19 protein-coding genes are annotated in these 21804 nt (G+C 60.4%); 10 read left to right on the top strand and 9 right to left on the bottom strand.

Annotated elements, in window-relative coordinates; translation table 11 throughout:
• The 5 genes from nuoL to secA all read left to right on the top strand — a co-directional run bounded on the left by nuoL (position 1) and on the right by secA (position 9150).
• The gene (gene nuoL, locus P8A24_RS07145) at positions 1–1941 is read left to right on the top strand and encodes an NADH-quinone oxidoreductase subunit L (protein WP_278057918.1); all 1941 of its coding nucleotides are present in this window, start codon (positions 1–3) and stop codon (positions 1939–1941) included.
• Between the two features lie 12 nt (positions 1942–1953).
• Complete coding sequence (locus P8A24_RS07140) at positions 1954–3474, top strand: complex I subunit 4 family protein (RefSeq protein WP_278057917.1); 1521 nt, start codon at positions 1954–1956, stop codon at positions 3472–3474.
• A 23-nt stretch (positions 3475–3497) separates the two neighbouring features.
• Positions 3498–5147 carry an NADH-quinone oxidoreductase subunit NuoN gene (gene nuoN / locus P8A24_RS07135; RefSeq protein WP_278060236.1) on the top strand — a complete coding sequence of 550 codons (1650 nt, stop codon included), beginning with the start codon at positions 3498–3500 and terminating at the stop codon, positions 5145–5147.
• A complete protein-coding gene (locus P8A24_RS07130) occupies positions 5144–6157 on the top strand; it encodes a polyprenyl synthetase family protein (RefSeq protein WP_278057916.1) in 1014 nt (337 codons plus the stop codon). Before nuoN ends, P8A24_RS07130 begins: the two co-directional genes overlap by 4 nt.
• 251 nt (positions 6158–6408) lie before the next feature.
• Positions 6409–9150: a preprotein translocase subunit SecA gene (gene secA, locus P8A24_RS07125; protein WP_278057915.1), complete on the top strand. Its 2742-nt coding sequence runs from the start codon at positions 6409–6411 to the stop codon at positions 9148–9150.
• A 92-nt stretch (positions 9151–9242) separates the two neighbouring features.
• Here secA and P8A24_RS07120 read toward each other — a convergent pair whose 3' ends face one another.
• Positions 9243–9752: an Rv3235 family protein gene (locus P8A24_RS07120; protein ID WP_278057914.1), complete on the bottom strand. Its 510-nt coding sequence runs from the start codon at positions 9750–9752 to the stop codon at positions 9243–9245.
• Entirely contained in the window at positions 9736–10434 is a 699-nt protein-coding gene (locus tag P8A24_RS07115; RefSeq protein ID WP_278057913.1) for a LysM peptidoglycan-binding domain-containing protein, read from the bottom strand. The genes P8A24_RS07120 and P8A24_RS07115 overlap by 17 nt, the downstream gene beginning before the upstream one ends.
• A 283-nt stretch (positions 10435–10717) precedes the next feature.
• Here P8A24_RS07115 and P8A24_RS07110 point away from each other — a divergent pair, with 283 nt between their 5' ends.
• Positions 10718–11248 (top strand): hypothetical protein, encoded by a 531-nt coding sequence (locus P8A24_RS07110; RefSeq protein WP_278057912.1) that lies wholly within the window; start codon positions 10718–10720, stop codon positions 11246–11248.
• 176 nt (positions 11249–11424) lie between these two features.
• Here P8A24_RS07110 and P8A24_RS07105 read toward each other — a convergent pair whose 3' ends face one another.
• Positions 11425–11634: a helix-turn-helix domain-containing protein gene (locus P8A24_RS07105; protein WP_278057911.1), complete on the bottom strand. Its 210-nt coding sequence runs from the start codon at positions 11632–11634 to the stop codon at positions 11425–11427.
• 288 nt (positions 11635–11922) lie between these two features.
• Here P8A24_RS07105 and P8A24_RS07100 point away from each other — a divergent pair, with 288 nt between their 5' ends.
• From P8A24_RS07100 to P8A24_RS07085, 4 genes are read left to right on the top strand one after another with little or no spacing between them, the layout of a single operon-like run.
• Positions 11923–12327, top strand: a complete 405-nt coding sequence (locus tag P8A24_RS07100; protein ID WP_278057910.1) for a hypothetical protein — start codon at positions 11923–11925, stop codon at positions 12325–12327.
• On the top strand, positions 12324–13130 hold the full coding sequence (locus tag P8A24_RS07095) for a CpaE/TadZ family protein (protein WP_278057909.1): 807 nt from the start codon (positions 12324–12326) through the stop codon (positions 13128–13130). The genes P8A24_RS07100 and P8A24_RS07095 overlap by 4 nt, the downstream gene beginning before the upstream one ends.
• The gene (locus tag P8A24_RS07090) at positions 13127–13441 is read left to right on the top strand and encodes a P-loop NTPase family protein (protein ID WP_278057908.1); all 315 of its coding nucleotides are present in this window, start codon (positions 13127–13129) and stop codon (positions 13439–13441) included. Before P8A24_RS07095 ends, P8A24_RS07090 begins: the two co-directional genes overlap by 4 nt.
• A 9-nt stretch (positions 13442–13450) precedes the next feature.
• Positions 13451–13903: a DUF6912 family protein gene (locus P8A24_RS07085; RefSeq protein WP_278057907.1), complete on the top strand. Its 453-nt coding sequence runs from the start codon at positions 13451–13453 to the stop codon at positions 13901–13903.
• Here the strand turns inward: P8A24_RS07085 and P8A24_RS07080 are convergent.
• The 6 genes from P8A24_RS07080 to P8A24_RS07055 all read right to left on the bottom strand — a co-directional run bounded on the left by P8A24_RS07080 (position 13896) and on the right by P8A24_RS07055 (position 21791).
• Positions 13896–16991: an AAA family ATPase gene (locus tag P8A24_RS07080; protein ID WP_278057906.1), complete on the bottom strand. Its 3096-nt coding sequence runs from the start codon at positions 16989–16991 to the stop codon at positions 13896–13898. The two genes, P8A24_RS07085 and P8A24_RS07080, sit on opposite strands and share 8 nt — an antisense overlap.
• Complete coding sequence (locus P8A24_RS07075; RefSeq protein WP_278057905.1) at positions 16988–18172, bottom strand: exonuclease SbcCD subunit D; 1185 nt, start codon at positions 18170–18172, stop codon at positions 16988–16990. Before P8A24_RS07075 ends, P8A24_RS07080 begins: the two co-directional genes overlap by 4 nt.
• A 200-nt stretch (positions 18173–18372) precedes the next feature.
• Positions 18373–18867: a phosphoribosyltransferase gene (locus P8A24_RS07070; protein ID WP_278057904.1), complete on the bottom strand. Its 495-nt coding sequence runs from the start codon at positions 18865–18867 to the stop codon at positions 18373–18375.
• Between the two features lie 157 nt (positions 18868–19024).
• Entirely contained in the window at positions 19025–20032 is a 1008-nt protein-coding gene (rsgA, locus tag P8A24_RS07065; protein WP_278057903.1) for a ribosome small subunit-dependent GTPase A, read from the bottom strand.
• Positions 20029–21285: a 3-phosphoshikimate 1-carboxyvinyltransferase gene (aroA, locus tag P8A24_RS07060; protein WP_278057902.1), complete on the bottom strand. Its 1257-nt coding sequence runs from the start codon at positions 21283–21285 to the stop codon at positions 20029–20031. The genes rsgA and aroA overlap by 4 nt, the downstream gene beginning before the upstream one ends.
• On the bottom strand, positions 21282–21791 hold the full coding sequence (locus tag P8A24_RS07055) for a DoxX family membrane protein (RefSeq protein WP_278057901.1): 510 nt from the start codon (positions 21789–21791) through the stop codon (positions 21282–21284). The genes aroA and P8A24_RS07055 overlap by 4 nt, the downstream gene beginning before the upstream one ends.
• Positions 21792–21804: the final 13 nt, after the last annotated feature.

Below are 21804 nucleotides of genomic sequence, written 5' to 3'. Positions count from 1 at the left end.
ATGAATCTTTACATGATGCCCCAAGCTGCAGTGCAAGCCACCGGCATGGCGGCGAATGTGTGGCTCGCGGTCGCAATCCCGCTCGCCAGCGCGCTCCTGCTTCTGGCTCTCGGCCGCAAGGCGGACAAATGGGGCCACTGGCTCGCGATCGCCGCGTCGACGGCGTCGTTCGTCATCGGCCTGATCGCCACGGTGGGGTTGCTCTCGGTGGACGCCTCGCAGCGCGTCACCGAGTCGGTCCTCTACACATGGCTGCCGGGCACCGATCTGTCGGTGGACCTCGCAACCCGCTTCGATCCGCTCTCGGCAACCTTCGTGATGCTGGTGACCTTCGTCGGCACCCTGATCCACATCTACTCGGTGGAGTACATGGCGCACGACGTTGACCGCCGTCGATTCTTTGCCTATCTCAACCTGTTCGTCGCCTCGATGCTGATGCTCGTGCTCGGTAACTCTTACCTCACGTTGTTCCTCGGCTGGGAAGGCGTGGGCCTCGCCTCCTACCTGCTGATCTCTTTCTGGAACTTCGTTCCCGAGTATGCGACCGCCGGTAAGAAGGCGTTCGTCATGAACCGCGTGGGCGATCTGGGCATGCTCATCGCCATGATGGCGATGGTTGCGGTATTCGGTTCAGTGAATTTCTCTGTGGTGGAGGCTGGTGCGTCTGGCGCGTCGGCCGGCTGGATGACTTTCATTGGTCTGTTCCTGCTTCTGGCTGCCTGTGGTAAGTCGGCGCAGTTCCCGCTCCAGGCTTGGCTGGGCGACGCGATGGCCGGCCCGACGCCGGTGTCTGCACTTATCCACGCTGCGACGATGGTGACTGCAGGTGTGTACCTCATGGTCCGTTCGGGCGCGGTTTATGCTGCGGCGCCGACGGCGGCCTTGGTGGTTGCGATCATCGGCCTGATAACGCTCGTGTTCGGTGCCGTGGTCGGTGCCGCGAAGGACGACATGAAGAAGGTTCTCGCGGCCTCCACGATGAGCCAGATCGGCTACATGATGCTCGCCGCTGGCCTTGGTCCGGTTGGCGCGGCGTTTGCGATCTTCCACCTCGTCACCCACGGCGCGTTCAAGGCGAACATGTTCCTTGGTGCCGGAGCGGTGATGCACGCGATGAACGACGAAGTGAACATGCGTGGCTTCGGCGGTCTGTACTCCAAGATGAAGATCACGGCCCTTACGTTCATGGCGGGCTACCTGGCGATTATCGGTTTCCCGTTCCTGTCGGGCTTCTTCTCGAAGGACAAGATCATCGAAGCCGCCTTTGTTGGAGAGGGTGTCCGTCCGTGGATCTTCGGTCTGATCACCGTGGCAGTTGCAGGCTTGACCGCCTTCTACATGTCGCGTCTGGTGTTCATGATCTTCTTCGGCAAGGCCCGCTGGTCCGAGAGTGGCGCAAACGCGCGTCATCCGCACGATCCGGGCCCGCTGATGTGGGTTCCGATGGTGATCCTTGCGCTTGGCTCGCTCTTCCTCGGTGGTGTACTCAACGCCGTCGGGTTCGTCTCCTGGCTCTCGCCTTCGATCGGTGAGACCCCCCATGCAGAGCCGGTGCTTGCGCCGATCGTGATCACGATCCTCACGCTGGTCGTCGTCGCCGTCGGCGTCGGGATTGCCTGGACAATGTACGTGCGTGCGGACGTTCCGGCCACCGTTCCGGCAGGCAACGCCCTCACGCGCGCGGCCCGCGCCGATCTCTACCAGGATCCGATTAACGAGAACCTGTTCATGAAGCCGGGCATGGTGCTGGTTGCTGGGACCGCGATCGCTGACCACGAGTTCGTGGATGGCGCGGTGCGCGGCATCGGCAAGGGCTCGTTCGGTCTTGGAAACCTCGTTGGCAAGCTGCAAAACGGCTTTGCCCGTAGCTACGCGAGCCTGATGACCGCGGGAGTGCTCGTGGCACTCATTGTGGTTGTCAGCGTTGGCCTTGGAAAGTAGGAGGAAAGAATCATGATTTCCAACGCAGCCTTCCCTTGGCTGACGGTGCTGATCGCGCTCGCCGCGGTTGCCGCGCTCGTGCTGTGGCTGGTGAAGCCGCTTCACAAGGTGGCGCGTCACTACGCGCTGGGCATTTCTGTAGCAATTTTTGTACTGTTCGCTGGGGCGTTTGCAACCGGCTACCACGCCGACCAAATCTCGCTGTACGAGTCGTATCGCTGGATCCCGCAGATCGGCGTGAGCTGGACAGTGGGGATCAACGGTCTGCAGGCCGTGATGATTTTCCTGGCCACGTTCTTGGTGCCGGTAGTTATCCTTGCTGCCTACGACGAGGCAAACGAAGAGGATTCCTACGGATTCTTCGCATGGGTCCTCGCGCTCGAGGCCATCATGATCGGCCTGTTCGCCGTTCAGGATCTGTTCGTGTTCTACGTGCTGTTCGAAGCCCTCGTGGTTCCGATGTACTTCCTCATCGGCCGTTACGGTGGCCACAACCGCAAGGGCGCCGCGATGAAGTTCCTCGTGTACTCTCTCGTGGGCGGCCTGATCATGCTCGCCGGCGTGATCGGTGTTTACGCATACGGCCCGGGTGGCGATCATGCCTACCTCTACTCGAGCCTTGCGAAGGGGCTTTCCGCGTCGGATACCGCCCAGCTGTGGCTGTTCGCGTCCTTCTTCATCGCGTTCGCGATCAAGGCTCCGATGTGGCCGTTCCACACCTGGCTTCCGGACACGGCCGCCGCTGCGACACCAGGCACATCCACTCTGCTCGTATCGGTGCTCGATAAGCTCGGCACCTACGGCATGATCGTGATCTGTGTGCCGCTGTTCCCGAAGGCGGCCCTCGGCCTTGCAGTGACCATCATTGTTCTTGCCCTGATCTCGATCTTCTGGGGTGCGCTGATGGCCGTGAAGTCGGATAACCTGCTTCGCCTGGTGGCTTACACTTCGGTGTCGCACTTCGGTTTCATGGTGATGGCGATCTTCTCGGGCTCCACGCTCGCGATGAAGGGCGCGATGGTTTACATGGTTGCCCACGGAATCTCGACCGCCGGTATGTTCCTCGTGGTGGGCTTCTTGGCCCGCCGCGGAGGCTCGTATAGGATCTCGAGCTACGGTGGTTGGCAGCGGGTGACCCCGCTCATCGCTGGTTCGTTCCTCATCGCGGGCCTTGCCACGATCGCGCTTCCGGGCCTGTCGGGCTTCATTCCGGAATACATGACACTGATGGGTACGTTCCAGACGGTCAAGTGGGCCGCGCTCGTCGCCGTCCCCGCCGTCGTGATCGCCGCCGTCTACGTCCTCTTGCCGTACCAGCGAGCCTTCACTGGTCCGAAGCCGGAGGTTGAAGCCACGGACATGCACGGTGCAGAGACCGTCGCAACGGGCCTGATCCTCGCCGCAATGCTGTGGCTCGGCTTCTACCCGGCCCCGGTCATCGATCTTGTATCAACCCCAGCCGCTAACACCGTCGCGGTGATGGCCCAGGCTGGTAGCAGTGAGAACGTCGTTCTCGAAGGGAGCAACAAGTGAACGCAACGATCCTCTGGGCGCCGATGACGCCCCTGTTGATTGTGCTGGGCGCGGCAGTGCTCTCCACACTCGTCGAGGCTTTCTGGCCGCGCGAGTACCGCCGTCCGGTCCAGCTGACGATCGCGATCCTCGCGATTGCCGGCGGTCTGCTTGCGAGCGCATGGCGGTGGACTGAGTTCATCGCCGGCGGCCGCAAGATCTCTCCATACTCGGTGCTGACGCCGGGCAATGGAACCCCCACACTCTCCGAGCAAGCCACCCAGATTCCGAGCACGGGAATCGGCCTGGTGGAAGACGGCATTTCGATCATTTCGTTCGTGGTGCTCCTCGTGGTTGCCCTGATCGCCTTCCTCGTGATTGCCGATCGTACCCACGTCGGTGACGGTTCGTTCGTAGCTTCCGCGGCAACCCGCCCGGGTTCGGCTGAAGAACGCGAGTCGACTTCGGCTGGCCGCATGCAGACGGAGATCTTCCCCCTTGCGCTCTTCGCAATGGGGGGCATGATGGCGTTCACTGCGGCGTTCGATCTGCTCACACTGTTCATTGCGCTCGAGCTACTTTCGTTACCGCTGTACGTTCTGTCCGCGTCGGCCCGCCGTCGTCGTCTCCTGTCGCAGGAAGCCGCGATGAAGTACTTCCTTCTCGGAGCCTTCTCCTCGGCCGTGTTCCTCATGGGTGCGGCATTCATCTATGGCGGTACGGGGCGCGTGTCGTTCTTCGAGGTGGCATCCGTTGCTGGCGGTGGCCCGAACCCGGCCCTCCTGGGGAGCACGTCGTTCACTGTGATCGGTGTCGTGATGGTGATTCTGGGCCTCCTGTTCAAGGTCGGTGCCGCGCCATTCCATCAGTGGGTCCCGGACGTCTACCAGGGCGCTCCCACCCCGATCACCGCATTCATGGCGGCGGGAACGAAGGCTGCGGCGTTCGCTGCACTGATCCGAGTGATGATGTTCATTTCGGCTCCGGCGCAGAAGGCGCTCACGCCGTTCTTGTGGATTGTCATCATCGCCACGATCCTCGTGGGTACGGTGATGGGACTCGTACAGAAAGACATCAAGCGTCTTCTTGCTTACTCGTCGATCGCGCACGCAGGCTTCATCCTGATCGCTGTTCTCGGCATCGCGGCCCTGCCCACGGTTGCGGCGGATCTGTCGAATTTCCGTCCCACCGCTACCGCTGTGGCAGCGATCTTCTACTACCTACTCACGTACGGTTTTGCCACGATCGGCGCGTTCGGCGTCATCACGCTCGTGCGCGGCAAGGATTCGGCCGGCAACATCGTGGGCGAGGCAACGGATCTTGATTCGTGGCGTGGCCTGGGCAAGCGTAGCCCATTCCTCGCGGCCTCCATGCTGGTGTTCCTGTTGTCATTCGCTGGCATCCCGTTCACGGGCGGCTTCATCGGTAAGTTTGAGGCGTTCCGCGCCGGTATTAACGCGGGCGGAACAGTCCTCGTGGTGATCGCGGTGCTCGCATCGGCGGCCACGGCGTTCTTCTACTTCCGTCTGGTGGCTCTCATGTTCTTTGAAGAGTCTGAGAGCGATTCCACGGTTGTTGTGAAGTCCGAAGGTATGTCGATGGTGGCCATCGTGGTGGCACTTGTTGCTACGATTGCGCTGGGCATCCTGCCCGCTCCTTTCCTCGACTTCATGCAAGGATCGTTCATCCTATGAGCCTGATTGACAGCCTGTTTACGTCCGACCATCCGCTCGCGCGTCGCCTTGGCGCGCGCATGGAGGAGGTCGAAGACGCGCTTCGCGAATCTGTTCGCGTGGGAGATCTGGTGGCGGATTCCGCTACGTCCCATCTTGCTGCAGCGGGAGGGAAGCGCCTTCGCCCGGCGCTCACCCTGTTGACTGCGGAGCTGGGGCCGAATCCAGGTGCGCAGGCTGTTATCGACTCGGCAGTGGTGGTCGAGCTGACGCATCTGGCGTCGCTCTACCACGACGACGTGATGGACGATGCCCCGTTGCGGCGCGGCGTTCCCTCGGCTCAGTACCTGTACGGTAACTCCTCGGCGATCATGGCAGGCGATATGCTCTTTGCTCGCGCATCGGCGATTGTTGCCGGGCTCGGCCCGCGCGCGGTGCTCTTGCATGCGCGCACGTTTGAGCGTCTGTGTATCGGCCAGTTGCACGAAACGGTCGGACCACAGGAAGGCGAGGATCCGAAGGCACACCATATTGATGTGCTCGCCGGGAAGACAGGCTCGTTGATTGCGGCGTCAGCTCGTTATGGCGTGCTCTCAGCTGGCGGCTCTGAAGAGTTGGCCGAGGCAGTTGCTCAGTACGGGGAGCGTGTTGGCGTGGCGTTCCAGATTGCCGACGATGTGATCGATTTGATGTCGGATTCCAAGGTGACGGGCAAGACTCCAGGAACGGACCTGCTCGAGGGTGTTCCGACGATGCCCACACTGCTTCTTGAAGAGAAGCGTGCAGCCGGCACGCTCGACGAGTCGGGCGAGGCGATCCTGGCGATGCTCGCGCAGGGGCACCTCGATGAAGGTGACCGCCTAGCCACTGTTGTCGGAATGCTTCGCAAGCATGATGTGGTGGAGGAAACCCGCCAGCTGGCACACCAGTGGACATCTGACGCGCTTGCGCAGCTCGCGATCGTTCCTGACGGCGATGTTAAGGAAGCGCTGGAGGCTTTCGCTCACGCGATGGTGGATCGGATGGCCTAAGCGTATGAGACGTTGCGGGAGCACCCCACGGGGGTGCTCCCGCTTTTTCGTGCGACGACGCCGAGCTCGAGTATTCGACTTGAGTGCGGCTCCGACGTCGGGAGCGGGAGCGACGCAACGCGCAGGCCTGACGTCGGGGGGAGGCGGTGACGTCAGGAGGGAAAATTCGTAACCAGCGAACGTGACGTGCGCCCAATCGGTTCGCGAGTTCGCCACAAAACGCTAGAATTGTTTGCGGTATATTCTCACAAATGTCAGGAGAGATAGTGCGTAAGCTGATCAATAAGATCCTCCGCGCAGGCGAAGGTCGCACGCTCAAGAAGCTTCAGAGCATCGCAAAGCAGGTGAACGAGCTCGAGAGCTCGTTCGAGGAAATGAGCGATGCCGAGCTCAAAGAGCAAACCACGCTGTTCAAGGAGCGCCTGGAGGCAGGGGAGACCCTCGATGATCTGCTCCCCGAAGCGTTCGCGGTTGTTCGTGAGGCTTCGAAGCGCACACTCGGTCAGCGCCATTACGACGTGCAGATCATGGGCGCTGCGAACCTGCACATGGGCAATATCTCCGAAATGAAGACGGGCGAGGGTAAGACGCTTGTCGCAACCCTCGCTGCTTACCTCAACGCGCTGCCCGGCAAGGGCGTGCACGTTGTGACGGTGAACGATTACCTCGCCTCCTATCAGGCCGAGCTGATGGGCCGCGTGTACCGTTTCCTTGGGATGACCACCGGTACGATCACCGCTGGCCTGACCCCGGATCAGCGCCGCGTGCAGTACGCCGCCGACATCACGTATGGAACGAACAACGAGTTCGGTTTCGATTACTTGCGCGACAATATGGCGCTCGATACGGACAGCCTGGTTCAGCGCGGCCACTTCTTCGCGATCGTCGACGAGGTGGATTCGATCCTCATTGATGAGGCTCGTACCCCGCTGATTATTTCCGGTCCAGCTGAAGGTGATGCCAACAAGTGGTATCAGACCTTCGCCCGCGCCGTGCTTCAGATGCGCAAAGACACCGATTACGAGGTCGATGAAAAGAAGCGCACCGTTGGTGTGCTCGAGCCGGGAATCGACAAGGTCGAGGACATGCTCGGTATCGAGAACCTCTACGAGTCGGTCAACACCCCGCTGATCGGCTACCTGAACAATGCGATCAAGGCGAAAGAGCTGTTCCACAAGGACAAGGATTACATCGTCACCAACGGTGAAGTGATGATCGTGGACGAGCATACGGGCCGCGTGCTCCCGGGCCGCCGTTACAACGAAGGCATGCACCAGGCGATCGAAGCGAAGGAGAACGTGGAGATCAAGGCAGAGAACCAGACTCTCGCAACGATCACGCTTCAGAACTACTTCCGCCTCTACGACAAGCTATCGGGCATGACGGGCACGGCAGAAACGGAAGCCGAAGAGTTCGCAAATACGTACAACATCGGCGTCGTGCCGATTCCAACCAACCGCCCGATGATCCGTCAGGATAAGACTGACTTGGTGTACCCCACGGTCGCTGGCAAATATAAGGCGATCGTTGAGGATATTAAGGAGCGCTACGCAACGGGCCAGCCAGTGCTCGTGGGTACGGCGTCGGTGGAACATTCCGAGCAGCTTTCGGCGCTGTTGAAGAAGGCCCGTATCCCTCATACCGTATTGAACGCGAAGCACCACGAATCGGAAGCCGAAGTGGTGGCGATGGCGGGCCGCAAGGGTGCTGTCACGGTGGCGACGAACATGGCAGGCCGTGGTACGGACATCATGCTTGGCGGAAACGCGGAACATATCGCGCAGGCGATGATGAGCGAGGCCGGCTATTCGACTGAAGCCGACGCCGAGGCCTACGAGGCTGCATGGCCCCAGATGCTCGCGAAGGCGAAGGAGGCTGTGAAGGCCGAACATGAGGAAGTCAAGGAGCTTGGCGGCCTGTACGTGCTCGGTTCGGAGCGTCACGAATCGCGCCGTATCGATAATCAGCTTCGTGGCCGTGCGGGTCGTCAGGGCGATCCGGGCGAATCGCGTTTCTACCTGTCGCTTGAAGATGATCTGCTCCGCCTGTTCGGTAACAACCGTGCAACCGCGATGTTCCAGAAGGGTCCGGAGGACGAGGCGCTCGAGTTTAAGATCCTTTCGAACGCAATTGAGCGTGCGCAGACCCAGCTCGAATCCCGCAATGCGGAGATCCGTAAGAATGTGTTGAAGTACGACGATGTGATGAGTGAGCAGCGAACCGTTGTGTACGAAGAGCGCCGCGCGATTCTCAATGGGGAAGATGTTGAAGATCAGATCCAGTCGTTCATCGATTTCACGGTGGATGATGTGGTGACTGCCGACACGATGGGTGCGCCCGAGGATTGGGATCTGGACGCTCTGTGGACGGATCTGCGCAGCGTCTACAAGCCGTCGTTTACTCCGGAGGAGCTTGTTGAGGAAGTGGGCGGTGCACGTCTGCTCACCCGCGAGGCAATCCTGAACGAGGTTGCAGACGACGTCCACGCGATCTATGAGGAGCGCGAGGAGGAGCTGGGTGGCGAGAATATGCGCAACATTGAGCGCCAGGTTCTGCTCACTGTGCTCGATCGTAAGTGGCGCGAGCATCTGTACGAGATGGATTACCTCAAGGAAGGTATCGGTCTGCGTGCGATGGCTCAGCGCGATCCGCTTGTCGAGTACAAGGAGGAGGGCTATCAGCTCTTCCAGCAGATGAACGATGCAATCCGTTCTGAGACGGTGGGTTACCTGTTCAACTTTGAGCTCCCAAGCGAGCGTGCCGCCCGCGAGGCTTTGGCCGCTGGCGAGGAGCCAGAGGTTGCTGCGCGGTCCGGGCACAATGTGGATACGGAGAAGGTGTTGGGCATCAAGCGCCCAACAACCCAGGCTCAGATGACATACACCTCAGGTGATGAATCGGGTAATGTGCAGCGCACGAACGAGGCCGGCCAGCAGGTGGCGGGCGATGACGGCATGAACCGTGCTGAGCGCCGTTCGCGCCGCAAGCACTGAGGTGCACTGTCGCGGGTGATTGACATGTGGCGTGCGAGGTGAATGCCGGCGCGCGATAACGGGGGCGGAGCGAGTGGAAACTCGCTCCGCCCCTATTTCATCTCAATAGATCTCAAGATCACGAGTTGCCAGTGCCCGCGGCGCACCTCAACCCTGGCGCTCGCGGCGCGGATGCGTACGCCGTCGAAGAGCGCGATCGAGCATTCGGCTGTGCGCGGCTGCGGCTGGGTCGCAAGGATTCGTCTGACGCGTGGTGGGAGGCAGCGCGCTGGTGCGCCACCTGCCCGCCGGATGAGACTCGTGTGCCTGGCGAGGGAGTGGAAGACTTCCGGGGTCATCCAGTTCTGGACTTGCCGGATGGGCCGGTGGCCGAGGAGCACTTCGACGCATTGTCCGATCATGCGGGCCACCGTGGGTTTGAGTTGCGGGAATCCTTCGGGGAGCGGATCGCTGAGGTGTATTTGGTGGTCGCGCCATTCCGCGAGCGAATCGTAGGGGTTGTGTTCGGGGACAGAGGCGAACCGGAGGCGATCGAATTCACTTTTGCGCACGGCGGCGAGGTTCGGGCGTGGACGCGGCGTTGCGTTAGCGGGCACTGACATTGGTGACCTCCGGGATTTCGAGTACTTGACCTGCGTAAATGAGGTTTGGGTTGTCGCCGATGACGGACTTATTGTGGTGCCAGATGCGGTCGACGAGTTCTGCAGTTTGATGTTGGTCGATTTTTTGGGCGATGGCCCACAGGCTGTCGCCGCGGTGAACGGTGATTTTTCGCGGTGCAGATGTGGTGATGTTCGCCGGTGTGCGGGGATGGCTGTTGGATGGTGTGGTTTGGGGGCGAGGTGACGTGAGTTCCTCGGGTGCGGCGTCTGTCACCGTGGTTTGTGGGTCTGTGTGATGCGGTAGGGCAACGCTGGCTGGTGCGGGAGTGGGGATAACGGGCTGAATACTGACGTCGGGGGTGGCGGTGGTATGGGGAGTTGAGTCGGCGTCGGGTGAGATTCGGGCGTCAGGGGCAGAGCTAGGGTCGACGTCGGGGGTGCCATTTTCGACGCCGGACGGTTGGTCGTACGATATCTCCTGCCCGACGTCGGAGCCCCATGTGAGGTCGATGGGCGCCGCCACCGCTGGTGAGGCGAGCATGAAAGTGGGCAGTGTTAGTGCGAGCGCTGCTTTGCGCGCGATTCGTTTCGGTGCGATCACAGCAACCTGAGCCATCAGCGACGCATTTCGCGTGCGGTTCGCGATTGTGTAAAGTACCCAGGCGCTTGTGTGCCACAGCATGGAGAAAACAAGCAGTGTAGTGGCGAGTACGAGTAACCAGCGATTCAAGGTAGTGGATGGCGTATCCGTTCTGACCTGGGTAAATATAAGAGTTAATGTTTCGGCGGCGGTGAGGTGAAACATCTGCAACTCCTTTGTATCTGTTTGGTGTTGTTTGGTGAAGTGCTTGAATTAAACGTGAATCGTTCGCTTCCTCTCCGCGGGGTATACCCCGCTTCAGGGATTTTTGATTATTTATTCATGTAAATACCGAGAAGTTGCGTTCCTTATTGTGTGTCTCGGTATGATGTGTGATATGGATCTTGAGGATGTTATTGCAATTATTGAGGGCCGGATTGAGGCTGCCCGACGCGAAGATGAGGCCATCGAGCTCGGCGAGCTCCGAACCGCCGAGGTGGGTTCGGTTGGGCTTGTTGATCTTGTGAATGGCGCGCTAGGTGTGGAGGTGCTTGTTGGCGTAGGTGACAACGAGTTGCGTGGAGTTCCGGTACGCGTGGGCGCGGATTGGTTTGAGATTTCTGGCACGCGTCAATGCGCATTGATCAGGCTCGCTGCCGTGGAATGGATTGAGGGGCTGGGGCGTGCAGGGAATGCGAGGAGTCGTCTGGAGCTAAAACTGCCCGCGATACTCAGGCGCGACGTTGGTGTGTCGGTTCGCATCGTTGGCCCGGGTGTGGATGCGGTAGGTGAGATCGCCGATGTCGGTGCAGACTGGGTACGTATTGTGAGTGGGGCGCTTGATTGGAGTGGTTCGGTGCGTGATGATCGGGTGATACCATTCTCGGCCATCGGCTACGTGGAGTTTCTGCGCTAGCCGTGGGAGTAGCCGGCGAAGTCGGTGTGGTAAGAGTCGTCGCTGTGTCTCGTGTGATCGCGGGCGCTATGTGGTGTATGTGTGTCGAGAGAACGTATGTGTGCCCGCGCGGAAAGCGCACAAAAATGGTGTGGGGGCGAAGATTGTAGCTTCGCCCCCACACCATGGGTTCACGCTCACATTTCGAAGTCGGAGCCGATCTTCTTTGCGGTAGCTTCGTAGCCGCGCTTGACGTACTCCTCAAGCTTGGCCTCTTCGATGCGCCACTGGCCACGGCCGCCGACCTGGATGGCGGGAATTTCGCCATTCTTGATCAGTGTACGGACCTGGCCTGCCGAGACGTTGAGGTAATCTGCAACGTCTGAGATTGTCAGAAACTTTGCCATTTGTTCTCACCTTCAGTTCAATGAATTTTGCCACCCACAATCGCAACCTGTGGATAACTTGACTGCGAAAAACGGGATCTTTGGCATGCTTTACATATGACATCAAAACATGTGAGACTAATTCTCGTAGATCCCCGCCTTTTCATAGGTATTGTACTCATCCTTGCTGGAGGAATGCTAGGGGCATTTTTGTTGAGCAATGAAAAACTACAGCCATTTGTCGAGATTTCCAAACCAGTGCCGCGGGGTGCGAGTATCTCTGATTCTGTAGCAATAGTTGAGTTACTGGTGTCTCAATCAGAGGGGCGCTTGCCTGCGAAGGAGCTGTCTGCTCAGATGGTTGCCTCACATCCTCTCGCTGTTGGCGAAATCGTATCTAGGAGCGATGTTGACCTCATCGGTGGTGTTGAGTTTGTCGATATTGACGTGCCGTTGGTGAATGCGCCTGTGAGGTCGCTCGAGCCGGGAACTGTGGTTGAGGTGTGGGCACTGCCTGCAAAGACCGCTCGTCGTGATGATTCGCGCGCTCATAAGGTCTCAAGCGCTGAGGTTGTGCATGTGAGCACGGGTAATCGCTTGGTAGGCGGCCCACAGGCCCAGTTACGTTTCCGTCCTGGCAGCGAGGGCGAGGTTGTCGAAGCGCTGGGGAGAGGAGAATCGTTGATGATTGCGGTTCCGGGAGGTGGGCGATGAGCGTCTTGCTCTTAGTGAATCCGGATTTTGAGGAGCAGCTACTCTATGCCTTGGGCCAGCGCCGTACTGATCACTACATCGTTCGGCGTTGTGCCGACTTAACAGAGCTCCTCGCTACAGCGTCGGCGGGTGTTGGGGGAGCGGCGCTGATCGACGGCGATCTTGAGTCGTTGTCTCTCACCGCGGTGAAGGAACTGCAGAGTTTGGGCCTGCAGGTTGGGCTCATTGGTGGGAAACAACCGGCGCAATACTTGCGCAACATGTCTGCGCAGGTGATTTCCCCGTCGGAGGCGGTTGCATGGATTGAGTCGGTGGGGGAGTTGGAGCGTCCGAGCGCGCCGGCACCTGCGAGCGGCTCCGGTGTGATTGTTGCTGTGTGGGGGCCGCCCGGTTCCCACGGACGTTCGACGATCGCTCGTGAACTGGCTCGTCTCAGTGGCGGGGTTGTTGTGGATTTGGATCTTGTTGCGCCATCATTGGCTCAAATGTGTGCGGTGGAGGAGTCGTCTGCGCTTGTTGCGTTCGCGAGGAACGTAGAGAAGGGGCGCGACGTCGAAGCCGCAGCCGATCTGCTGGTGGAAACGGATTCTTCCGGAACACGTGTGATCGCTGGTTTGAATTCCGCGGCGAGGTGGCGCGAGATCAGTGCGCCGGTGGTTGAGAAGATCGTCGAGACCTTGCGTATGCGTGAATCGTGGATTTTTCTTGATCTTGCCGGAGGATTCTCGGGTTCGGACGCGATGCGTGACCGTTGGAATGTGACTCGCCGTGTGATCGAGGGTCCGATGTGGTGCTCCATGTGAGCAGTGCATCGGTGCTTGGCATTCGCCGTCTCCTTGAGCATATTGATCTGTACACTCCGGGTGAAGAGGGTGTGATTGTGGTGAACCAGGTGCGTTCGTCGAGCGTTGGCCACGATCCATCAGGTCAGATTTCGCGCCTTTTGGTACCCGTTCGGTTGCCGTCAATTCTTATTCGAGATGATGCGGCAAAGTGTGATGCCGCCCTTCTTCGTGGGGAGTCGATTGTGCAACGGGCGCCGAAATCGGCTGCTTCAAAGGATATTGTGCGCCTGTGGGAGTTCGTCCGCGATGAAATGATAGGCGGGCGATAGAATTGCGCCATGCGTATTTATGTTCCACTCACGCCTCAAGAGATCGAGCACGATGAGATCTCGCCTCGTCTCGTTCATGCAGTGACTCCAGATTTGTCTCGCGTTTTCCCGAGGGAAGGCGAAGAGGAACTTGAATATGTCGCTTTTCTTGCGGCCGCTGATGATTCGCTCCGTGCACTGACCACCGTGCCCCGTCGAGTGGTGGCAGTTGCCGATGTACCAACCCCGATGGTGGAACTTCCTGCAGTGGATGAGGAGATCCTCGAATCGGGCGTCCACATGGCTGAGCCGCTCTCGTGGGATCGGGTCGAATCGATTCACATCGACGAGGCTGAGGCAGAAGCAGTGATCCGAGATGCTATCGCGGGCGATGAGCGGGCGTTCGAGGAGAGCGCAGAGATTGACCTACTCTGGTACGACATCCTTGAACGCGCGGCGCTCATCGCCGCGCTCACTAGCTGATCTGTGTGAGCGTGGAGCCTCGCTCGGATGGCCGCACAGCAATCCGCGAGGGGATCATGCTCTTGAGCTCTTCAACATGAGAGACGATTCCGACTGTGCGGCCGTCGTCCGTGAGCTGAGTGAGGGTTTGCATGACGACGTCGCGAACGTCGGCGGAGAGTGTTCCGAAGCCTTCGTCGATCATGAGGGTCTCGATGTGGACGCCGCCGTTTTCTTCCTGAACAACTTCGGCAAGAGCCAAGGCGAGAGCGAGTGACGTGTAGAAGGTTTCGCCGCCGGAGAGTGAGCCGGGGGCTCGTTGAACATCGCCCTCGGCGCTTCCTGTGTGATCGATGACGGCGATGCCGAGGCCGAGCTTTCTGCCCTTCTCGCCCTCGTCCACGCGTTGGAGCTCGTATCGACCTCGCGAGAAGATTGCGAGGTGCTCATTGGCTCGCTCCACCACAACCTCGAAGCGCTGGAGAAGAACCCACGCTCCGAGTGGGATCTTGATGAGCGAGGATTCGTTGTCGGCATTCGCAAGATGTGCCAGGCGGACGATCGGCCCGGCCTCATCGGCCTGCTGCGCCCATGCTACGTGTGCGCGCTTGGCGTGAGCTAAGTGAGTGTGGGCATCTGTTGCACTTCGTTTTGCCTGGATGGCAAACTCATTAGCCTCCATTGCGCTCGCATGTGCCTGCTCGAACCGAGCCTGAACAGCATCGACGTGCGGGACTTCCTCTCCGGTGAGCTGTACCAGTTCTTCCGAGTTCAGCTGCGTGCTGATGGTAGTTTCGTCGTTCTCGAATGCCTTTACCTTTTCCTCGATCTGTGTGAGCATGGCGGGCATGAGGAAGGCTGCGCGTGCTTCGGCTTCGCAGAGCTTGGACTCATCGAGGGCCTGACGTGAAAGTTTTTGCGCTTCGACAAGCGTGTGTATGGCTGTCAAGAGTGATTCGGAGCCGGCGCGGCCGTTTTCTGCTTGTTGACGATCACTACGTAGTGTTTTGACAAGACCGGATGCGCTTTGCGTGCCGGAGTTTTCGAGTGCGGCAGCCACCTTAGTTTGGGTGGCTTCGATCTGCTCTCCAATCGAGCGGTCCCTTTCGCTGAGCAAGGCGGAAGTTGCCTGGAGCGTCGAAATCTGCGTGTGTAGAGCATCTGCCTTCACAGTAGCTTCGTTAATCTTCTTATCTAGTTCTGTGATGCGTTTGGCGGCGGCTTTGGCTTCGGCCAAAGCCGCCCGCTGTGACTCAAGGGATGCGGCAATTGATTGCGCTGTATGATCGCCGAGTTGCTTGTTGAGCTCTTTCAGCGAAGTGCGTGCCTGGAGTAGTTCACGATTGGCTGTGTCGCTTTTCTCGAGAGCTTTCGCGCTCTTGGCGATCGCTTTGTCAACATCTTTGCGCGTGGCAAGGATGCCAGATTCCGGCGCAGGTTGGGGGTGGGAGGTTGAGCCGCACACTGGGCACGGTGAATCGCTCTCGAGGTGGAGTGCCAGTTCCGCGGCACTCGAGGCGATCCAGGCATTGAATATTTCCTTTTCCTCAGCTCGTGCCTTTGTGAGCGCTCCGAGAGCCTTTTCGGCGGAAGATTCGCTCGCGGAAACAAGCGATTGGAGTGCCTGTGCTTCTGCCACCACTTTTTCAACTGTGGTGAGTGCCTTGATGGCGGCCTCGGCGCTCTGTATGCCCGAGGCCAATTTCTCGGCTTCTGTTCGTTCAGTGAGAAGGCGCTCTTTCTGAGGCGGGAGGGCTTCGAGTTCCGCGCGGTGATGCTCCAGGCTTGTGGCAACCTCTGTGAGCTCGTTTTTGGCAGCGTTTTGGGAAGAAACAAGTTCTGGGATGGAAGCTTCAAGATTGGCGATCTCGTTGGCTGCACCGATCCGCTGATCGAGCTCTTCCACCGCTGTAGCTCCAGCTACAGCGGTTTCCTGTGCACACGCGGCCAACATGCCAAGGTCTGAGCTGGCGGTGAGCGGTTCGCTGGAGTGGGCCAATAGAGCGGAATGTTGTTCGGGGGCATGCGCCCAGGCGCCGGTGGCGGCCTCGAGTGCCGCTGAGGCGGCCGTGGTAGCGCGGGTGACGTCGTCGAGTCGGTTGACCGGAACGACAGCGCGCCGGTGGAGAGTGATCTTTTGCCTGAGAGCTGTGATCTCGTCACGTTGCTCCTCGAGTGCGGCCTTCGCGGCGAGCAGGGTAGCGCGCTTCTTGACCGCGGCCTCTAATGCGAGTTCGGAATTGAGGTCAGCTCTGGCTTTCGTCTCTTCCTGAGCGCGTTCGGAGGCGATGGTGCGCGCCTCCTCCGAAGCTTCGCTGAGGGACTGGCTGGTTTCGCCCATGAAATCGAGCACGGTGGAATCGCTCTCGTCCACGGTTTGCTCGAGCAGTGTTCGTACCTGAGCTGCGGAATTTTTGACGCCCTCGTTACCAAGCCACGTTTCGACAGCAGTAGTGAATGCGTTGCGCGCTGCATCAACAACCTTGCGCGCCTGCCGAGAATCGGCGGCGAGCTTCTCGGCGAGCTTGCGGTAATCCTCGGTTCCGAACAAAGATTCGAGCAGAGCCGAGCGGTCGGTTGATTTGAGCCGAAGGAAATCGGCGAACTGGCCCTGGGGAAGAACGACTGTTTGAACGAACTGTTCGCGAGTGAGGCCAAGAATTGCGCCGAGCTCCTGCCCGACCTCACGTGCCTTTGCCGCAAGCGCCACGCCCGTACGCCATTCGCCGGCGTCCACAGCAGCCTGAGACATCCTCCACAACTGTGCCGAGGCATTCACGGGGGTGAATCCGGTGCCGCGCGTCTTTGGCCGACTCCATTTCGGTGTGCGACGAACGCGGTAAATACCGGAAGCTACCTCGAATACCAGATCGACGTACGATTCCGTGCGCGGTTCGGCGTGCGAGGAACGCACGCGTTCTTCCGACGCCTCGGCGCCGGCCACTTTGCCATAAAGTGCGAAGACCACGGCGTCGATAATTGTGGATTTTCCGCTCCCAGTGGGGCCTTCGAGGAGGAACAGGCCGTCGGCTGTCAGCGACGTAAAATCAATCACTTCGTGGCCACCGAAGGGTCCGATCCCAAAAAACTCAAGATGAAGCAGCTTCATTTCTCGTTCTCCTTTGCCACAGCTTCCCACGCCTTCGTCAGCAACGCGCGCTCCTCATCTGTGATCGGCCGCCCGCCAGCGGCGTCGAAGAAATCGCCGATCACCGTAACTGGATCATTTTTGACCGCCTCGATCGTCGCCCTGCGCTGCGTGCGCGACGCAGGGGTGTGTTGGCACTCGAGGAGGTAGGGAAAAACCTTCGTCATGCGCGCCACCAGGTTGTTCGGACGGGAATCGTCGGTAACAAAAGCGCGAACATACGCGCCGGCCTCCATCGCGTGTTCCCCAGACGTGAGTTCCTCAAACGTTCCACGAAGAGTCACGAGCGGGCGCTCGACAGGTGCGGGCACAAGACGCACCTGAGGTGCATGCCGATTTTCAAAATCGACGATGGTACTCGATTTCTTATGATGCTCTTCGGAAAATGAGAAGGCCACCGGGGAGCCAGAATACCTCATCATCGGTGCATCGCCGCCCACCTTCTGCGGGCCATGCAGGTGCCCGAGAGCCACGTAATCCACCCCGCCTCCAGGCAGATCGAGCCCAAGATCGAAAATCCTGCTCGGTGCACTATCCACGCCTCCGATATGCAAATCGCGCTCCGATTCGGACGGCTCTCCACCAACAATGAAGGCGTGAGCCATCACAATGCGCGGCACATCCAGCCCCGCATATTCGCCGGACTCAATATCCTTGCGAATCCGGCCCAGCGCGGCTCGAATTACTGCCTCATGGCTTCGGTCGAGCAATTCCTCGCCCTCGGCTAGCTCTACTCGCGCAATATCGGGTTCCAGGTAGGGGATCCCGTAGACGATCGCGCCCACATTCCCATCCGAATCTTTCAGTGGAATCGGCACGCCGGCGTCGGCGGAGCGGGTACGCATCGTGAGGCCCTCTTTCAGCAGATCGCTGGCGAACCCGAGCCGGCGCGCAGAATCGTGGTTACCCGACGTGATCACCACCTGTGTTCGCGCCACGAGTTCGTGCAATGTGCGTGAAAGCAAAGAAACCATGGCGACCGGCGGCACCCCGCGATCAAAAACATCCCCGGAAATCAACACAGCATCCACCTCATCAGCGAGGCGAACCACGTGATCGCACCAGGTTTCGAAGGCGCAGGTGAGATCTGCCCCGTGGAGTGTGCGGCCCAAATGCCAATCAGACGTGTGAAGAATTTTCATATCTCAACCATAGTGGTAGGGGTATGACAGTTTTTCGCGATCACTTTTCGAACCGCCGAATTCGAACCAAAAACTCATGATTTTCAGCGCGAAAGTTTGTTCCCCAGCTCCATCGCTTCCCGCGGTTGCGCCCCTGCCATCAATGCCACCAAACGCAAAGAAAAGGCGGCCCCGCAGGGCCGCCTCCTCAAAAAACTCGCTCAGTCTACCTTCACGTAATCTTCGCCAGCGTTCACCGGATCCTTCTCGGACCAGGGGAAGGAGATCCACAGGTCGGTATCGCGCCACACGTAATCGGCCTTCAGCACCGAGGTGGGCTTCTCGTAGATCACGGCCAGGCGCATCTCGCCGACCTCGTTGGCCTCGCACAGCTCCTGCACATACTTCAAGGTGCGGCCGGAATCCACCACGTCGTCCACGATGAGAACTTTGGCGCCCTTGAGCGCCGAGAAATCCGGGAGGGGGTTAAGGAGGCGCGGATCGGGGAGGGTTTCACCAATCTTGGTGTAGAACTCCACGTTCATCACGAGAACAGGCTTCATATCGAGCGCGTATGCCATCGCGCCCGCAGGGATGAGACCGCCGCGCGCCACGCAGACGATCAGGTCGGGCCGGTAGCCGGACTCCCAAACGTTGGTTGCAAGTTCGCGAGTTGCATCGCCGAACATCTCCCAGCTCAGGATTTCCTTTTCCACGCTTTCCCCTCCATTTACTTGGGTTTGTGTTGAGTGAATTCAACCGTTTAAGGCCCGCCGTTTCAAGCGAGCCTCCTCACGTGATCAGTGTACCGCGCCAAGCGGTCCGTCCCACACTGCGAACGAAAAACGAGATAAAACGTTCCGCGATGTGAACCTAGTCTGAACCGGTTTTCGCTTCGAGTAAGCGCCGGAACGACGCAACCCGCGCCACGAGGCGCGGCTCGCTCACCTCGGACAGTGCGCAGTCGATTGCGCCTTCCTCGTGGGTACATCCGCGCGGGCATGCTTCCTCGGCGATTGCTTCGAGATCCGGGAAACCGCGCAGCAGATCGTTGGGGCCAACGTGCGCCAGCCCAAACGTTCGTACCCCGGGAGTGTCAATGATCGCCCCGCCCGGGAAGTCGAACGCCATCGCCGACGTCGACGTGTGCCGCCCGCGCCCCGTCACCTCGTTCACATGCCCGGTTTCTCGCCCGGCGCCCTCCACGAGCGCATTGAGCAGCGTGGACTTCCCGACGCCGGAGTGCCCAACGAGCACCGAGACGTGCCCGGTGAGCGCCTCGCGCACCGGCGTCAAGTCTGCGTGCGGATCGACGGGCGCGGTGGACGAGACCAAAATTTGTAGGTCGAGCGCATCGTACAATGCCAACAGCTCGGCAGGATCGGCAAGATCTGCCTTGGTGAGCATGAGGATCGGCGTCATGCCGGCGTCGTAGGCGGCCACGAGGCAGCGGTCGATCATCCCCGGGCGCGGCTCGGGTTGCGCCAGCGCCGTGACGATCACCAGCTGGTCCGCGTTCGCGACGATGATGCGCTCGGTTCCGCTCGCCTCGCCTTCCTCGGCTGTACGCCGAAGAACAGTGGTGCGCTCGTCGATCGCAGCGATGCGCGCGAGGGTATCTTTCGTGCCCGTCAGATCCCCGACCATCGCCACCACGTCTCCCACAGCGAGTTTTCCGCGCCCGAGCTCTCGCGCCTTGACAGCCACCACATCCACGCCGTCGTCGAGCATACGCACGTGGTAGCGTCCTCGGTCGATGCGCAGTACGCGCCCACGCCTCGCATCCGAATAGTCGGGGCGGATTTTCGTGCGCGGACGCGAGCCCTTCCCAGGGCGCACGCGCACGCGTGGGTCGTCAGTACCGATATCTCTGCGGCTCATTCACTCTCCGAATCGTTGATCATTTTCGCCCACAGCGCCTCGAACTGGGGCAGAGTTTTCGCAGTTTCTTCCACATGGTCCAAGGTGACGTCGGTTCGTAGCCCGGCGATCGCGGCGAACGTGGCCATCCGATGGTCGCCGTAGGCTTTGAGCGCGGCTGGCCCCGGCGACGTCGGGGGCACAATTTCCAGCCAGTCCGCGCCGGTTTCCACACACGCACCGAGTGCCGTGAGCGACTGCGCGAGCGCTGCGAGCCGGTCCGTCTCGTGCCCGCGCAGGTGCCCGACGCCGGTGAAACGGCTCGTCCCAGTAGCGAAGAGTGCCACAGCAGCGAGCGTGGGAACCAGCTCTCCGACGTCGTGGGCGTCCAACTCGAGGGGCTCGATGCGCTGCGGGCCGCACAAACGCAGCTCGCCGCCCCCGAAGGAAACGCGCGCACCCATGCGCTCGAAAATGTTCCGGTAGGAATCTCCCGCCTGTGTCGTGCGTGTCGGCCAGGGGATCTTCACCTCGCCACCGGTCACCATCGCTGCGGCGAGGAATGGGCCGGCATTCGTCAAATCGGGCTCCACCTCCACGCTTCCGAGCCGTACTTCGCCTGGTTCCACGCGCCAGGCGCCGGGTCCGATTTCGCGGGCATTGATGCCCGTGCGAGCCAGGCACTCCAGCGTCATACGAATATGGGGGAGGGAGGGAAGCGCGCCGCCGACGTGGCGGAGCGTGAGCCCGCGGTCCATGCGCGGCGCGGCCAGGAGCAGGCCGGAGACGAACTGTGACGACGCCGATGCGTCGATTTCCACCTCGCCGCCGGAAACCCTGCCCTCGCCAAACATGGCAAGCGGCAGTGAATCGCCCTCGATTCGCACGCCGAGCCGGCGCAACGCGGCCACCTGGCCCGCCATCGGGCGGGCGCGAGCTGCAAGATCGCCGTCGAGAATCACCTCCCCGCGGGCGAAAGCTGCGAGCGGGGTAAGGAAACGCATGACAGTCCCAGACAGGCCCACGTCGAGCCGTGCGCCGCGCAACGGGCCGGGCGAAACCCGCCACTCGTCTTCGCCTCGCTCAACACGCACACCGAGCGCCTCAAGCGCGCCGGCCATCAGCGCAGTGTCGCGGGCCATGAGGGGGTGGCGGATCACCGCTGGCCCGCTCCCGAGCCCAGCCAGCACAAGATAGCGGTTTGTGAGCGATTTCGAGCCCGGAAGTTCAACGCGGGCACGGATCGCCGATGCGCGTGGCGCGCACCAACTCATGCAGTCACCTTTGCGGTAATCGCGTCGATCTTCGCCGAGGCCGAATCCGAGATCTCGCCGGCAAGCTTGTTCGCGCGCCAGCCGAGGCTCGGAGCGCCGGAACGATCGCGAGCGGCCATCAGCGCTCCACCGATCAGGCCAGCGTTCTGCACCAGGCGTGCCAGATCGCGCTGGCGCTCCTCGCCCGAATGCAACCAGAACGGGTTGTTAGCGAGGGCAAGAGGAACCTGCAGCGTGCCGAGCACGAGCGCAGCCGAACGCGGCAGGCGCCCGGTTGCAAGCGCGAGGCCGCTGAGCGCCATCACGGCACCAGTTGCGCGGGTGGCGAGATCCACGACCTGCGGCTTGAGATCCTTCTGCGCCACAGGGCAGCCGGTTTTCTTCGCTGCATCGAGGAGAACCTGCGTGCGCTCGCGGTGCCCTGCCGGCTTTGCGAGAGCTTCGAGGCCCGCCGACACAAACGGCGCAGCGAGGAGTGGACGGGAAATCTTCTGCAAAATACTCATATTCCTATTAAAC

This window comes from Arcanobacterium wilhelmae (assembly GCF_029632765.1).
Classification (GTDB): domain Bacteria; phylum Actinomycetota; class Actinomycetes; order Actinomycetales; family Actinomycetaceae; genus Arcanobacterium; species Arcanobacterium wilhelmae.
This window is presented reverse-complemented; position numbering and strand designations above follow the sequence as displayed.